This is a genomic window from Paenibacillus sp. FSL P2-0136, from assembly GCF_037975325.1.
GTDB classification, from domain to species: Bacteria; Bacillota; Bacilli; order Paenibacillales; family Paenibacillaceae; genus Paenibacillus_AQ; species Paenibacillus_AQ silagei.
This window is the reverse complement of record NZ_CP150244.1, coordinates 6140797-6154421: the sequence shown is the minus strand read 5'-3', so window position 1 is coordinate 6154421 and position 13625 is coordinate 6140797. Positions and strand designations below refer to the sequence as shown.

The 13625-nt window shown below is 48.0% G+C and carries 7 protein-coding genes, 16 tRNA genes, 2 rRNA genes and 1 pseudogene; 22 read left to right on the top strand and 4 right to left on the bottom strand.

Going from position 1 to position 13625, the window contains the following annotated elements:
- Nucleotides 1-93: 93 nt before the first annotated feature.
- Nucleotides 94-459 (bottom strand): DUF2614 family zinc ribbon-containing protein, encoded by a 366-nt coding sequence (locus NYE26_RS26155; protein ID WP_036726202.1) that lies wholly within the window; start codon nt 457-459, stop codon nt 94-96.
- 128 nt (nt 460-587) lie between these two features.
- Here NYE26_RS26155 and NYE26_RS26150 point away from each other — a divergent pair, with 128 nt between their 5' ends.
- The 19 genes from NYE26_RS26150 (at nt 588) to NYE26_RS26060 (ending at nt 8352) form a co-directional block, all read left to right on the top strand.
- Entirely contained in the window at nt 588-1463 is an 876-nt protein-coding gene (locus tag NYE26_RS26150) for a nucleotidyltransferase-like protein (RefSeq protein WP_339251229.1), read from the top strand.
- A 433-nt stretch (nt 1464-1896) separates the two neighbouring features.
- A 16S ribosomal RNA gene (locus tag NYE26_RS26145) occupies nt 1897-3457 on the top strand.
- Nucleotides 3458-3742: 285 nt separating this feature from the next.
- Nucleotides 3743-6668: ribosomal RNA gene (locus tag NYE26_RS26140) — 23S ribosomal RNA — on the top strand.
- Together the 16S and 23S rRNA genes with 16 tRNA genes alongside form the textbook arrangement of a ribosomal RNA operon.
- Before the next feature lie 62 nt (nt 6669-6730).
- Nucleotides 6731-6806: transfer RNA gene (locus tag NYE26_RS26135), tRNA-Asn, on the top strand.
- Between the two features lie 3 nt (nt 6807-6809).
- Nucleotides 6810-6899: transfer RNA gene (locus NYE26_RS26130), tRNA-Ser, on the top strand.
- 136 nt (nt 6900-7035) lie between these two features.
- A tRNA-Glu gene (locus NYE26_RS26125) sits at nt 7036-7110 on the top strand.
- 20 nt (nt 7111-7130) lie between these two features.
- Nucleotides 7131-7206 (top strand) — tRNA-Val (locus NYE26_RS26120).
- Nucleotides 7207-7238: 32 nt separating this feature from the next.
- Nucleotides 7239-7315 (top strand) — tRNA-Met (locus NYE26_RS26115).
- A gap of 4 nt (nt 7316-7319) precedes the next feature.
- Nucleotides 7320-7397: transfer RNA gene (locus tag NYE26_RS26110), tRNA-Asp, on the top strand.
- 21 nt (nt 7398-7418) lie between these two features.
- Nucleotides 7419-7494: transfer RNA gene (locus NYE26_RS26105), tRNA-Phe, on the top strand.
- Nucleotides 7495-7509: 15 nt separating this feature from the next.
- A tRNA-Thr gene (locus tag NYE26_RS26100) sits at nt 7510-7585 on the top strand.
- Nucleotides 7586-7591: 6 nt separating this feature from the next.
- A tRNA-Tyr gene (locus NYE26_RS26095) sits at nt 7592-7677 on the top strand.
- Between the two features lie 6 nt (nt 7678-7683).
- Nucleotides 7684-7757: transfer RNA gene (locus NYE26_RS26090), tRNA-Trp, on the top strand.
- 27 nt (nt 7758-7784) lie between these two features.
- Nucleotides 7785-7860 (top strand) — tRNA-His (locus NYE26_RS26085).
- 48 nt (nt 7861-7908) lie between these two features.
- Nucleotides 7909-7984, top strand: a tRNA-His gene (locus NYE26_RS26080).
- A 20-nt stretch (nt 7985-8004) separates the two neighbouring features.
- Nucleotides 8005-8079: transfer RNA gene (locus tag NYE26_RS26075), tRNA-Gln, on the top strand.
- 6 nt (nt 8080-8085) lie between these two features.
- A tRNA-Gly gene (locus tag NYE26_RS26070) sits at nt 8086-8160 on the top strand.
- 8 nt (nt 8161-8168) lie between these two features.
- Nucleotides 8169-8242 (top strand) — tRNA-Cys (locus NYE26_RS26065).
- 31 nt (nt 8243-8273) lie between these two features.
- Nucleotides 8274-8352 (top strand) — tRNA-Leu (locus tag NYE26_RS26060).
- Between the two features lie 195 nt (nt 8353-8547).
- On the opposite strand, the gene NYE26_RS26055 is transcribed toward NYE26_RS26060, so the two are convergent.
- Nucleotides 8548-10044, bottom strand: coding sequence for a monooxygenase (locus NYE26_RS26055; RefSeq protein ID WP_339251227.1), 1497 nt, complete (start codon nt 10042-10044; stop codon nt 8548-8550).
- Between the two features lie 24 nt (nt 10045-10068).
- On the bottom strand, nt 10069-10524 hold the full coding sequence (locus NYE26_RS26050; protein ID WP_235192044.1) for a RidA family protein: 456 nt from the start codon (nt 10522-10524) through the stop codon (nt 10069-10071).
- A 235-nt stretch (nt 10525-10759) separates the two neighbouring features.
- On the opposite strand from NYE26_RS26050, the gene NYE26_RS26045 reads away from it, so the two are divergent.
- Nucleotides 10760-11236: a MarR family transcriptional regulator gene (locus tag NYE26_RS26045; RefSeq protein ID WP_339251224.1), complete on the top strand. Its 477-nt coding sequence runs from the start codon at nt 10760-10762 to the stop codon at nt 11234-11236.
- A 190-nt stretch (nt 11237-11426) separates the two neighbouring features.
- Nucleotides 11427-11621: pseudogene (locus NYE26_RS26040) on the top strand (thiamine pyrophosphate-binding protein); the annotation flags it as partial.
- A 265-nt stretch (nt 11622-11886) separates the two neighbouring features.
- On the opposite strand, the gene NYE26_RS26035 reads toward NYE26_RS26040, so the two are convergent.
- The gene (locus NYE26_RS26035; RefSeq protein ID WP_200869598.1) at nt 11887-12456 is read right to left on the bottom strand and encodes a TetR/AcrR family transcriptional regulator C-terminal domain-containing protein; all 570 of its coding nucleotides are present in this window, start codon (nt 12454-12456) and stop codon (nt 11887-11889) included.
- Nucleotides 12457-12620: 164 nt separating this feature from the next.
- Here NYE26_RS26035 and NYE26_RS26030 point away from each other — a divergent pair, with 164 nt between their 5' ends.
- Nucleotides 12621-13580, top strand: a complete 960-nt coding sequence (locus NYE26_RS26030) for a carotenoid biosynthesis protein (RefSeq protein ID WP_036731061.1) — start codon at nt 12621-12623, stop codon at nt 13578-13580.
- The last annotated feature ends 45 nt before the right edge of the window (nt 13581-13625 follow it).

The window sequence follows — 13625 nt, the reverse complement described above, 5'->3', positions numbered from 1 at the left end:
GGTGATGTCCTCTACAGGACACCACCTTTTTTGCAAGAAAATCTGAATGCTGTTTAATAACTAATAATTGCAGTTAACGCTGCATGAACACGATCAATGTTTAAGCTGCTGGAGTTCAAGCTCTTCGGCAGTAATGGTAGCTTGTGCAGGGTCCATGGTGAGGATGGTATGGCAGAACATGCAGCGGTCGGTTTTGCCCAGCATTTTGGTCAGCTTATGGCACTCCGGACATTCCACCTGAACCGCACTGGTTGAGAGCATGCCCGCCCAGAAATAAATAGCCAGACTGGCCATCATGGAGACGAGTCCAATGACAAGACCGACAGCAGCAACGACTTTGCCGGCAGAGCCCCAGAATACAATACCTGCGGTTCCCATGATCATGAGACCCATGCCAAGCATGGTCAGAAGCAGTCCCCAGGTGCGAAAAGCATTGATTTTGGCCGATTTAAATTTCATGAGTACGATCTCCTAACTGAAATATAGTTCGGTTGTTCAGGAGGAACTGGCATGAATATGTAGAATAAGCTTATGTATAGAGATTATAACTGACGGACGCAAAATCGCCAAATTTGATGGAGGGAAGCATGGAACTGTCCAATTTGACCCTATTAAGCGGGGAGACTTTTGAAGAGAATGTTCTTGGAGCCGTTGCTTGGCGGCAAAGAGGAGACGCCACGTTTCAAAGTGCGCTGCTGCACGATTTTGATATGGTGGTCCTTCTGCTGCATGAGGAACAGGAGACGGAACGCATCATAACCCATAGCATTGCTGGTGATAAGCGGACACAATCGGTGCATGTAGGTCTATCTGCATTGGAACGTGCTGTTATGGCCGGAGATAACAACGAGCTTCTTAGCAGCCTGATATCCGGAGAGGTACTCTGGGACCCGAAGGGGATCTTGGCGGAGATGCGTAAGCAGCTCACCCATTTTGAGGGCCCGCTCAAAGAACGGGTGCTGTTCATGGAATTCTCCCGTTTTTTACATATGTATATTAAGTCCAAGCGTTATATTGAAGCAGGCTGTACCATGGATGCCTATAATTGCGTACTCATTGCCTTGTATCATTGGGCGCGCATTGAAGTGAGTGAAGCGGGGTATTTCCCGGAACCGGCAGTATGGGGACAGGTGAAAAGCCTGAACTCCCCGGTCCATAAGCTATATGAAGAGTTGACTATCAGCACAGAGACACTGGACCAGAGAATTGAACTGATTCTGCTTGCCTGTGAATTTGCCCTTATGTCAAAAATGGAGGATTGCTGTATCATGCTGCTTCATATCCTGGGCAGCCGTAAGGAGGCGTGGAGCATTAAGGAGCTTCTGCAGCATTCGGGGCTCAGCCCGCTCCAGGCAGAGTTGCCGCTTGTGCTCCGCAAGCTGGTATCCCGTTCATTAATTCGGGAGATCGCCTCGTGGGCAGTGGATGCCGGGGATGGTCATGCCATTCGTTATACCCTTTAAGTTAATAAATCGCCTACTGGCGGTAACAGCTCTATATAGATAGCATTAGCGGGAGAATGGAGAGGGTGAATGTACTCTCTTTTTTTATTTGTCCAGGTTTGCAGAAGAGCTGAGAGGGAATTGAATATTTAGGGTTGACTAGTGTGCAGTTCTTATGATAAATTATAACTCGTCCCTCTGACATAACGATGCGCAGCAATGCAGTCGTAAATCAGCCGAAAAAAGAAATTAAAAAAAAGATTGACTAAAACGAGGGCGCTGTGATATATTATAAAGGTCGCTGCTGAGACAAAAAACGGCGACGAAAGATGAACTTGATCTTTGAAAACTGAACAACGAGTGAGTATCGGAGATCACTTCGGTGAGATCCAAAAATGAGAATGTAAATTCTCGTCAGATGTTTCAAAATGAGCAATCGCTCTTTCTAAATACCAATTTGGAGAGTTTGATCCTGGCTCAGGACGAACGCTGGCGGCATGCCTAATACATGCAAGTCGAGCGGAGTTTGAGAGGAAGCTTGCTTCCTTTCAGACTTAGCGGCGGACGGGTGAGTAACACGTAGGCAACCTGCCCTCAAGCCTGGGATAACTACCGGAAACGGTAGCTAATACCGGATAATTTCTTTTTTCTCCTGAGAGAAGAATGAAAGGCGGAGCAATCTGCTGCTTGGGGATGGGCCTGCGGCGCATTAGCTAGTTGGTGGGGTAACGGCCCACCAAGGCGACGATGCGTAGCCGACCTGAGAGGGTGAACGGCCACACTGGGACTGAGACACGGCCCAGACTCCTACGGGAGGCAGCAGTAGGGAATCTTCCGCAATGGGCGCAAGCCTGACGGAGCAATGCCGCGTGAGTGATGAAGGTTTTCGGATCGTAAAGCTCTGTTGCCAGGGAAGAACGTCCGGTAGAGTAACTGCTACCGGAGTGACGGTACCTGAGAAGAAAGCCCCGGCTAACTACGTGCCAGCAGCCGCGGTAATACGTAGGGGGCAAGCGTTGTCCGGAATTATTGGGCGTAAAGCGCGCGCAGGCGGTTATTTAAGTCTGGTGTTTAAACCTTGGGCTCAACCTGAGGTCGCACTGGAAACTGGGTGACTTGAGTACAGAAGAGGAAAGTGGAATTCCACGTGTAGCGGTGAAATGCGTAGATATGTGGAGGAACACCAGTGGCGAAGGCGACTTTCTGGGCTGTAACTGACGCTGAGGCGCGAAAGCGTGGGGAGCAAACAGGATTAGATACCCTGGTAGTCCACGCCGTAAACGATGAGTGCTAGGTGTTAGGGGTTTCGATACCCTTGGTGCCGAAGTTAACACAGTAAGCACTCCGCCTGGGGAGTACGGTCGCAAGACTGAAACTCAAAGGAATTGACGGGGACCCGCACAAGCAGTGGAGTATGTGGTTTAATTCGAAGCAACGCGAAGAACCTTACCAGGTCTTGACATCCAACTAACGAAGCAGAGATGCATCAGGTGCCCTTCGGGGAAAGTTGAGACAGGTGGTGCATGGTTGTCGTCAGCTCGTGTCGTGAGATGTTGGGTTAAGTCCCGCAACGAGCGCAACCCTTGACTTTAGTTGCCAGCAGGTGAAGCTGGGCACTCTAGAGTGACTGCCGGTGACAAACCGGAGGAAGGTGGGGATGACGTCAAATCATCATGCCCCTTATGACCTGGGCTACACACGTACTACAATGGCCGGTACAACGGGAAGCGAAGCCGCGAGGTGGAGCCAATCCCAGCAAAGCCGGTCTCAGTTCGGATTGCAGGCTGCAACTCGCCTGCATGAAGTCGGAATTGCTAGTAATCGCGGATCAGCATGCCGCGGTGAATACGTTCCCGGGTCTTGTACACACCGCCCGTCACACCACGAGAGTTTACAACACCCGAAGTCGGTGGGGTAACCCGCAAGGGAGCCAGCCGCCGAAGGTGGGGTAGATGATTGGGGTGAAGTCGTAACAAGGTAGCCGTATCGGAAGGTGCGGCTGGATCACCTCCTTTCTATGGAGAATCGTTTCCTGCAACGGAAACATTCAAATCTTAAATCTAGCCGGTCGGCTAGTTACTCACTCGTTGGTCAGTTTTGAGAGCTCAAACTCTCAAGTAACACTGTCTGTTATTCCGAACATCACAGTCGTGATTGTTTCATAATAACAGCAACTTGATCCTTGAAAACTGGATACCGAAACGAATTTGCGTTTTAGAACATCTTTTAGCTGAAACTTGTGTAAGCAAGTGGAAATAGTTATTAGTTGCTACCGTGATTTTCCTTAGGGAGAACGCGTTGGTTAAGCTACTAAGAGCACACGGAGGATGCCTAGGCGCCAGGAGCCGACGAAGGACGTGGCGAACAACGAAACTGCCTCGGGGAGCTGTAAGCAAGCTTTGATCCGGGGGTGTCCGAATGGGGAAACCCAGCTGTGGTAATTCGCAGTTACTCATTTCTGAATACATAGGAAATGCAGAGGCAGACCAGGGGAACTGAAACATCTAAGTACCCTGAGGAAGAGAAAACAATAGTGATTCCGTCAGTAGCGGCGAGCGAACGCGGAACAGCCTAAACCAAGAGGCTTGCCTCTTGGGGTTGTGGGACGTCTCACATGGAGTTACAAAGGAATAGGGTAGGCGAAGAGGTCTGGAAAGGCCCGCGATAGAGGTAAAAGCCCTGTAGCCTAAACTGTGTTCCCTCCGAGACGGATCCCGAGTAGTGCGGGGCACGTGAAACCCCGTATGAATCCAGCAGGACCATCTGCTAAGGCTAAATACTACCTGGCGACCGATAGTGAAACAGTACCGTGAGGGAAAGGTGAAAAGCACCCCGGAAGGGGAGTGAAATAGAACCTGAAACCGTGTGCTTACAAAAAGTCAGAGCCCTATTAATGGGTGATGGCGTGCCTTTTGTAGAATGAACCGGCGAGTTACGTTTAACATGCAAGGTTAAGGTGAGAAGCCGGAGCCGCAGCGAAAGCGAGTCTGAATAGGGCGACTGAGTATGTGGACGTAGACCCGAAACCGTGTGATCTACCCCTGTCCAGGGTGAAGGTGCGGTAACACGCACTGGAGGCCCGAACCCACGCATGTTGAAAAATGCGGGGATGAGGTGGGGGTAGCGGAGAAATTCCAATCGAACTCGGAGATAGCTGGTTCTCCCCGAAATAGCTTTAGGGCTAGCCTCGGTGAATGGAGTGGTGGAGGTAGAGCACTGATTGGGTGCGGGGCCCGCAAGGGTTACCAAGCTCAGTCAAACTCCGAATGCCATTTACTTCTTGCCGGGAGTCAGACAGTGAGTGCTAAGATCCATTGTCAAAAGGGAAACAGCCCAGACCATCAGCTAAGGTCCCCAAGTGTGTGTTAAGTGGGAAAGGATGTGGAGTTGCACAGACAACCAGGATGTTGGCTTAGAAGCAGCCACCATTGAAAGAGTGCGTAATAGCTCACTGGTCGAGTGACTCTGCGCCGAAAATGTAACGGGGCTAAACACACCACCGAAGCTATGGCTAGATGCTTTGCATCTGGGGTAGGGGAGCGTTGTATGTGGGTTGAAGGTGTACCGTAAGGAGCGCTGGACAGCATACAAGTGAGAATGCCGGTATGAGTAACGAAAAGATCAGTGAGAATCTGATCCGCCGAAAGCCCAAGGTTTCCTGAGGAAGGCTCGTCCGCTCAGGGTAAGTCGGGACCTAAGGCGAGGCCGACAGGCGTAGTCGAAGGACAACAGTTTGAAATTACTGTACCACCGTAATCCGCTATGAGCGATGGGGTGACGCAGGAGGGTAGTGACGCGGACTGATGGATGTCCGTCTAAGCAGTGAGGCTGGTGTGCAGGCAAATCCGCACATCGTAAGGCTGGGCTGTGATGGGGAGCGAAAATTATAGTAGCGAAGGTCATGATCTCACACTGCCAAGAAAAGCCTCTAGCCAGGAGAAGGTGCCCGTACCGCAAACCGACACAGGTAGGCGAGAAGAGAATTCTAAGGCGCGCGGAAGAACTCTCGTTAAGGAACTCGGCAAAATGACCCCGTAACTTCGGGAGAAGGGGTGCCTCGGTAGGGTGAATAGCCCGAGGGGGCCGCAGTGAAAAGGCCCAAGCGACTGTTTAGCAAAAACACAGGTCTGTGCGAAGCCGTAAGGCGAAGTATACGGGCTGACGCCTGCCCGGTGCTGGAAGGTTAAGGGGAGCGGTTAGGAGCAATCCGAAGCTGTGAACCGAAGCCCCAGTAAACGGCGGCCGTAACTATAACGGTCCTAAGGTAGCGAAATTCCTTGTCAGGTAAATTCTGACCCGCACGAATGGCGTAACGACTTGGGCGCTGTCTCAACGAGAGATCCGGTGAAATTTTAATACCTGTGAAGATGCAGGTTACCCGCGACAAGACGGAAAGACCCCATGGAGCTTTACTGCAGCTTGATATTGAATTTGGGTACGATCTGTACAGGATAGGTGGGAGCCGTGGAGGCAGGAGCGCAAGCTTCTGCGGAGGCGCCGTTGGGATACCACCCTGATCGTATCTAGGTTCTAACCTAGTGCCCTCATCGGGTACGGGGACCGTGTCAGGCGGGCAGTTTGACTGGGGCGGTCGCCTCCTAAAGAGTAACGGAGGCGTTCAAAGGTTCCCTCAGAATGGTTGGAAATCATTCGCAGAGTGCAAAGGCATAAGGGAGCTTGACTGCGAGACCTACAAGTCGAGCAGGGACGAAAGTCGGACTTAGTGATCCGGTGGTACCGCATGGAAGGGCCATCGCTCAACGGATAAAAGCTACCCTGGGGATAACAGGCTTATCTCCCCCAAGAGTCCACATCGACGGGGAGGTTTGGCACCTCGATGTCGGCTCATCGCATCCTGGGGCTGAAGTAGGTCCCAAGGGTTGGGCTGTTCGCCCATTAAAGCGGTACGCGAGCTGGGTTCAGAACGTCGTGAGACAGTTCGGTCCCTATCTGTCGTGGGCGCAGGAAATTTGAGAGGAGCTGTCCTTAGTACGAGAGGACCGGGATGGACGTACCGCTGGTGCATCAGTTGTTCCGCCAGGAGCATGGCTGAGTAGCTACGTACGGACGGGATAAGCGCTGAAAGCATCTAAGCGTGAAGCCCCCCTCAAGATGAGATTTCCCAATTAGTAAGACCCCTTGAAGACGACGAGGTAGATAGGTTGGAGGTGGAAGTGCAGCAATGCATGGAGCTGACCAATACTAATCGGTCGAGGGCTTATCCAAATTTCTAACACGCAGATTCGTTTCGGATTCAGTTTTCAGGCGATCAAGCCTGATATGTATATTCCCTGATAGCTCAGTTGGTAGAGCACTCGACTGTTAATCGAGTTGTCACAGGTTCGAGTCCTGTTCGGGGAGCCATATGGAGAGGTGTCCGAGTTTGGCCGAAGGAGCACGATTGGAAATCGTGTAGGCGCCACAAGCGTCTCGAGGGTTCGAATCCCTCTCTCTCCGTAGCAATACTTCTTTGATAGGGATGAGAACCCTCAGTGGTTCGTTGGAGCATAGGCATCGTTAGCACTGCTTCGCAATCTCGTAACGAAGTGAAGAGTATCCCTCTCTCTCCGTAGCAATACTTTTTACACAGCATGGCTCGTTGGTCAAGGGGTTAAGACACCTCCCTTTCACGGAGGTAACATGGGTTCGAATCCCATACGAGTCACCATTTTTTTGGAACTGATACATGGAGGCTTAGCTCAGCTGGGAGAGCATCTGCCTTACAAGCAGAGGGTCGGGGGTTCGAACCCCTCAGCCTCCACCATCTATCTTAACCGAATAGATTTTGTTCAATGACGCGGGGTGGAGCAGCCCGGTAGCTCGTCGGGCTCATAACCCGAAGGCCGCAGGTTCAAATCCTGCCCCCGCAACCAATTTGGAACCGTGGTGTAGTTGGCCTAACATGCCTGCCTGTCACGCAGGAGATCGCGGGTTCGAATCCCGTCGGTTCCGCCATCTTTACAAAATTACTTTTATGGCTCGGTAGCTCAGTCGGTAGAGCAAAGGACTGAAAATCCTTGTGTCGGGGGTTCGATTCCCTCCCGCGCCACCATACACAACTTAATATGCCGGTGTAGCTCAATTGGTAGAGCAACTGACTTGTAATCAGTAGGTTGGGGGTTCAAGTCCTCTCGCCGGCACCATACCGTGGAGGCTTAGCGAAGTGGCCAAACGCATCAGACTGTAAATCTGCTCACGTACGTGTTCGGTGGTTCGAATCCATCAGCCTCCACCATTTTTTAGGGGCATAGTTTAAAGGTAGAACAACGGTCTCCAAAACCGTTGGTGTGGGTTCAATTCCTGCTGCCCCTGCCAAGTAATTTCATATAAAAGAATCATATGGCGACCGTGGCGAAGGGGTTAACGCACCGGATTGTGGTTCCGGCATTCGTGGGTTCGAGACCCATCGGTCGCCCCATTTCTTTTATAAGAATTACATAGCAATACAACTTAAAAGCTTCACATGGCGACCGTGGCGAAGGGGTTAACGCACCGGATTGTGGTTCCGGCATTCGTGGGTTCGAGACCCATCGGTCGCCCCATTTTCTTTTAAAAAATATATTGGGGATTAGCCAAGCGGTAAGGCAACGGACTTTGACTCCGTCATTCATAGGTTCGATTCCTATATCCCCAGCCATTATATGCGGACGTGGCTCAGCGGTAGAGCATCGCCTTGCCAAGGCGAGGGTCGCGGGTTCGATTCCCGTCGTCCGCTCCATTTCATGTGGTGCCATAGCCAAGTGGTAAGGCAAAGCTCTGCAAAAGCTTTATCCCCAGTTCAAATCTGGGTGGCACCTCCATTATTTTTTTCTGGAATTTATATATGTGTACGCCGGCGTGGCGGAATGGCAGACGCGCTCGACTCAAAATCGAGTGGGAAACCGTGGAGGTTCGAGTCCTCTCGCCGGTATTATTTTTAGTAAGAACAGCCCATTAGATTTTTCATCTAATGGGCTGTTCTTATTTTTCTGGATCATTTCCCTACCGCAAAAGTTCCTCCAGTCGCCAGCTCCGCCGGCCGGTCAAGGATAACCAGCGCCACCGGAGTTCCTTGGCTTCGATCCTAGCAAGACAACACTGCGTGATTTTAGTTTATCCCGAATTACTACACGGTAATGTCTCCGCACCAGCGAATGATTCCTTCTTTTATGGTTTGAATTGGATTTGGATCGGATAGAGAAATCGCCCAGGCAATATGTCCATCCGGCCGAATAAGCGCCGTGTGGACGTCGTTCCAATCCGCCTCAGCCTCAGCTAAAGAGGCATGTACAACTTGAAGGTTGCTATACGTTTCCCATTGACCGCTATTCTGTTCATTAGAATGGAAATGCAACAGAAGAAAAGTACCTTTGTGCAGGAGTGGATAGGAGTTAATTAATTGCCCGTCTTTCAGCTTTAAGCTTAGATCTTTGAAACGTTTCCCGTTTAAAGGATGGGAACGCGCTTCGGCGTCGGGTGCATAATGTACGTCCAGGGCGGAAATTTGTGCAGCGATTTGATAATTAGCCTCCGGTATTTGAATCAGATTAGCCAGCATGCTTCGCAGTTCCGTGATGAGAGGCGTCACGTCCAGAAGCAGGGTTTGGACCTCGGTATTCCGGAGCAAGGCCGTATTCCATGGAAAACGTTCGGCATGATAACTGTCTAATAGCCAGTCTGGAGCCCAGCCTTTGATTGCTCCTGCAAGCTTCCAGCCTAGGTTCATCGCTTCTTGTAAGCCGACGTTCATTCCCTGTCCACCAGCGGGAAAATGAATGTGCGCCGAATCTCCCGCCAAGAACAATCGACCATTCCGATAGCGTCCCGCTTGCCGTGTAGCATTTCCAAATCGGGACATCCATTTCACATCGTTCAATCCCAGGTCGCTTCCGGTCGTACGGATGAGCGATGAACGAAACTCTTCCAATGTAACGCTCTCATCCTTGGAGACGTTACGTCTCTCCATATCGATCATCAAGACTCGATAAATATGATCATGTATTGGAATGATGCTGACCAATCCTTGTTCTGTAATTCGGGATATGACACTCATAGGAGCCAAATCAGATAGAACGGCATCCCCCAGAATAGCCGTGAAGGTCGCATCTGTACCTTCAAAGGATATATTTGCGTGTTTGCGAACCAAGCTTCTGGCTCCATCCGTACCTACCACATAAGCTGATCTTAACGTTGTTTCTCCATGCGGTCCCGCGATCTTAACGTTGACCCCATTCTCATCCTGATGCACAGACAGAGCCTCAACCTCTCTCAAGACCTCCGCGCCAAGACTAAGAGTCCAGTCCTCCAGCACCTTCTCCGTCTCACTCTGCGGTAAAAAGAGGGTATGATTGGAAGAAGAATCCAACACCGAGAAATCCAAAGGAGTATCTAATCCGGCGAAATGTCCTCTCGAAAGTAAGCGGCCTTGCTTGATTAATTGTGATTTCACTCCACGCATATCTAATATTTCAAGCGTGCGTGGATGTACGGTAAGCGCACGTGAATATGGGGTTGTCTCCTTTAGTCGCTCAATGACGCATACCTTTACACCCGCTAAGGACAATTCTCCAGCCAACATCATGCCGACAGGACCGCCACCGATCAGGATGACTTCATATTTCATATCAATAACCTCTTTTCTTATACATTATGGGAAGATCACGATAGCGTCTATTTCGATAAGCCATTCAGGATCGGCTAGTGCTTGAACGCCTATATAGGTACTTGCTGTCTTCGGCCAGTTAGGGCCAAACACATGAAATCCGGCGTCAAAAATAATCGAAATCAAATCCGGGCTGTGGTTAACGACAAAAATATTCATTTTTGCAATGCACAAGGGATCCGCTTGCACGGCTTCCAATGCATACTTAAGATTGGTGAACACTTGAATCGCTTGCGCGTAATAGTCCCCTGAACCGATCAATGCTCCTGATTCATCTACAGAAACCTGACCTGAGATGAAAGCCAGTTTTGAGGCAGTAGTTACCACGACATGAGAAATTACAGATGTAACCTTGTCCGTCAATATCTTCGGATTCACAATTTCCATAGGCAGGTAGGCTCCATTCCCATATTTATAAATCTTCTCTTGAAAAGTGGTCAAGTATTTCCAGTAAACCTCCTTCATCAATTATTGTTTCGTTGGAACCTTTTTTACTGCCTGTTAAAACAAGTGTGATGAAAATTATATTCTACTTTTGTTTCATATGAAACAATATTAGTTTACTTTGTTGCTATTTGTCCTGTCAACCCTAATATAAATAAGTGTATTAACATTTGTTTCACAGAGAACAATTTATGATATAATAATAAAAACAAGTTTAGGAGCCAGTATAATCATGGATACTGCCAATAAGAACAAAACCGCCATTCATAAATTTTTCGTTCAGTTTCTTGAGCAAAAAGAGCAATATGAAACCCGAATAACTGCCACATACCTGGAGGATATCCGGAAACATATTGAATCGGAATTCAGCTTGAATATGACGGAACTGCACATCATTGCGTGCATCGGTGAGCAGGAGCCGATCAATCTCACTTCCATCGCGGAGAGAATAAATTTAAGCAAAGGAAATACCTCCAAGATCGCAAATAAATTACTAAAGGCAGGTTGGGTTCGAAAAGCCCAGCTCAACGACAACAAAAAGGAAGTGTATTTTCGGCTAACGTCTGTCGGCAAAAAGCTATTTGCTGCTCATGATGAGCTTCATGCGAAGGAAAAGCAAAGAATGTACGAATTTTTGGGGAAATATAACGAAAGCGAGCTTGAATTTATTAAACGGTTGTTTGGAGATATGGTTGACTTCTATCGCTAACGTACCTCTCAACTGAGCATAAAGGTATTCATTCGATTTGAAAAAAACGAGTCTATGCTACTAGCAGAAAGCGAGATTGCAGTAAACCTGGGTGGTACCGCGAAACAATCCCCTTCCGTCCCTGTACGAGCTGACCGCTGTCAGTTTGCTCAGGAGGAAAGGGGTTTTATTTTGCAAAGGAGGCTGCCCCATGGAACAGCAATTAGGAATGACGAATGAAACAACCATGCCAGCAGGGGAATATATCACCGGTTCGGAGGTGCTTTTGCGCGGCTTGCTGCAGGAAGGCGTAGAGTGCGTACTCGGTTATCCTGGCGGAAATGTGCTCTATATTTATGATGCGATGGTACATCAGCCGGATTTCAAGCATATCTTGACCCGGCACTAACAAGGCGCAGTCCATGCGGCGGACAACCTCAGTCGTGAATTGAAATTCACATAATATGATAAGCAAGTGCTGGAAAAGATATCCGATGTCTACAGCCATGAATGGCCCTTCCAGCCTAATAGATAAATGAGCTTTCAGCGAAAGAGGCCGCACTTATACAAGCAGCAAAAGATCAACCGGATCAGTCAGAATGAAAATGAATGTTGGCAAAAGAGCAGAGAAGCGGCCCGCAAAAAAGAGGGACCGCTTCATTTTTAATGATTTATAATTCCTCGGAATAAAAAGCCTTGGATACTGCCTCGGTCGCTTTATCAATAAAAGCTGCAACCTTACCCGGGCTTTCCTTCAGGCCACTGCTCACCCATTTTTTAATAATGGCTATACTGCCATGAGCGGTGAACGTATACCAGGACTCAAATAATTGCGGATCAAAATATTTTAATTCCTGCTTCCATCGCTCAATCGTTAAATCGTGACTGATATAAAGAATTCTTTCTAATAATTCTTTATCGCCATGCTCGGAGAACAGAACCTCACATATCGTTTTATTCGCTTTTATATACTTACATAATTCATAAGACAGCTTTTGGGGGCTTGCAGAACGAATCCCAAGCTGCTTAATTTCTTCGTAAAGTTCATTTTCGATCGTTGAAAGCAGCTCAAACTGATTCGCATAGTGTGAATAAAAGGTGTTGCGGTTAATATTTGCTTCACTGCAAATGTCGGTCACGGTAACTTTATTGATAGACCGCTCTGTCAGCAGCTTCAACAAGCTTTCTTTGATAACCATTTTTGTATATCTCACCCGGTGATCTGTTTTTTTGTCTGACATCGTATCCTCCTAATTTAAAATAATAAAATAGTAAATGAACAAATCTAATATGAATTGTATAATAACTAACATTATTCAAACGAACAGCCTGTTGTTTAACTAACATGATGATATTATAATTTATTTAAACATTCGATTCAAATTAAATTAATTGGAGGAAGAAAATGGGTAGTATAACTGTAGTGCCTGTATGGGTTATTCAAGACATTCTTGTCTTAATTGCTGCTGTCCTAATGGTGTTCTATATCCTTGATAAGGAAACACATCCCAAAACGGTTTTACTGCAATTTATAGGTTTTGTGTTCTTTTACGCCGCCGTTTTTGAAATTACTGCTTCATCGCTTGGGGAAGGGTTCTACGCCTATGGGCGCAGTATTTTAATGTTGTTTAACATACCAATTACTGTCCCTATTATTGAGTTCCTGATTATTTATTCCACCTTGCGTGTGCTAAAGTCTGTAAATATACCGTCCTGGACGAAACCGTTTATTACGGGATTAAGTGCGATGGTGTTTGACTTTTCACTCGACCCGGTGGCCGTTAAACAGATTTTTGAGACCATGGATGGAACCATTGCAAGATGGACTTATTATCCGCTGGCCGGTGAACCTCAAATTTATGGGGAACCCGTGATGAATTTTACAGGATGGATTTATATCGCGGGATATTGGACCGTCTTTATTCTAATTGGGGAATGGTGGCATAAAAAGAAAGGCTACAGTAAAACCGTTGGTTACATCTATCCGTTTCTGGCGGCAATTGCGTCATTGGCTTGTATGTTCTCACCTTTATCCAACTTCTTTAATTATATGGGGCCGTTCTTCGCCAGAGAATCTAATATGCAATGGGTGATGTTGATTGCACTTTCTGTCATTACAATCGGAGTTTTAGCATTAGCTTTCACAAAGTTCTGGGACCGGAAGGCTAACTATTCAATCACTCCCAAAAAAGATTTTCCGATCATGTTTACTTTCGTAGGGTTCCCGCTGGTTAACACTATATTTTGCCTCATAGGAGGTTTCACAGAAGTATTGTGGCTGGTCGTTCTGGCTCAGATCGTATTAATGTTAGCCTGGATCGGAATTTATAGGATAGGTAAAAAAGCGAGTCCAATCGCGAGGTAGTTAAAGAAAATAGAAAACACCGCCAGACTTTAGACCACTTTTGGT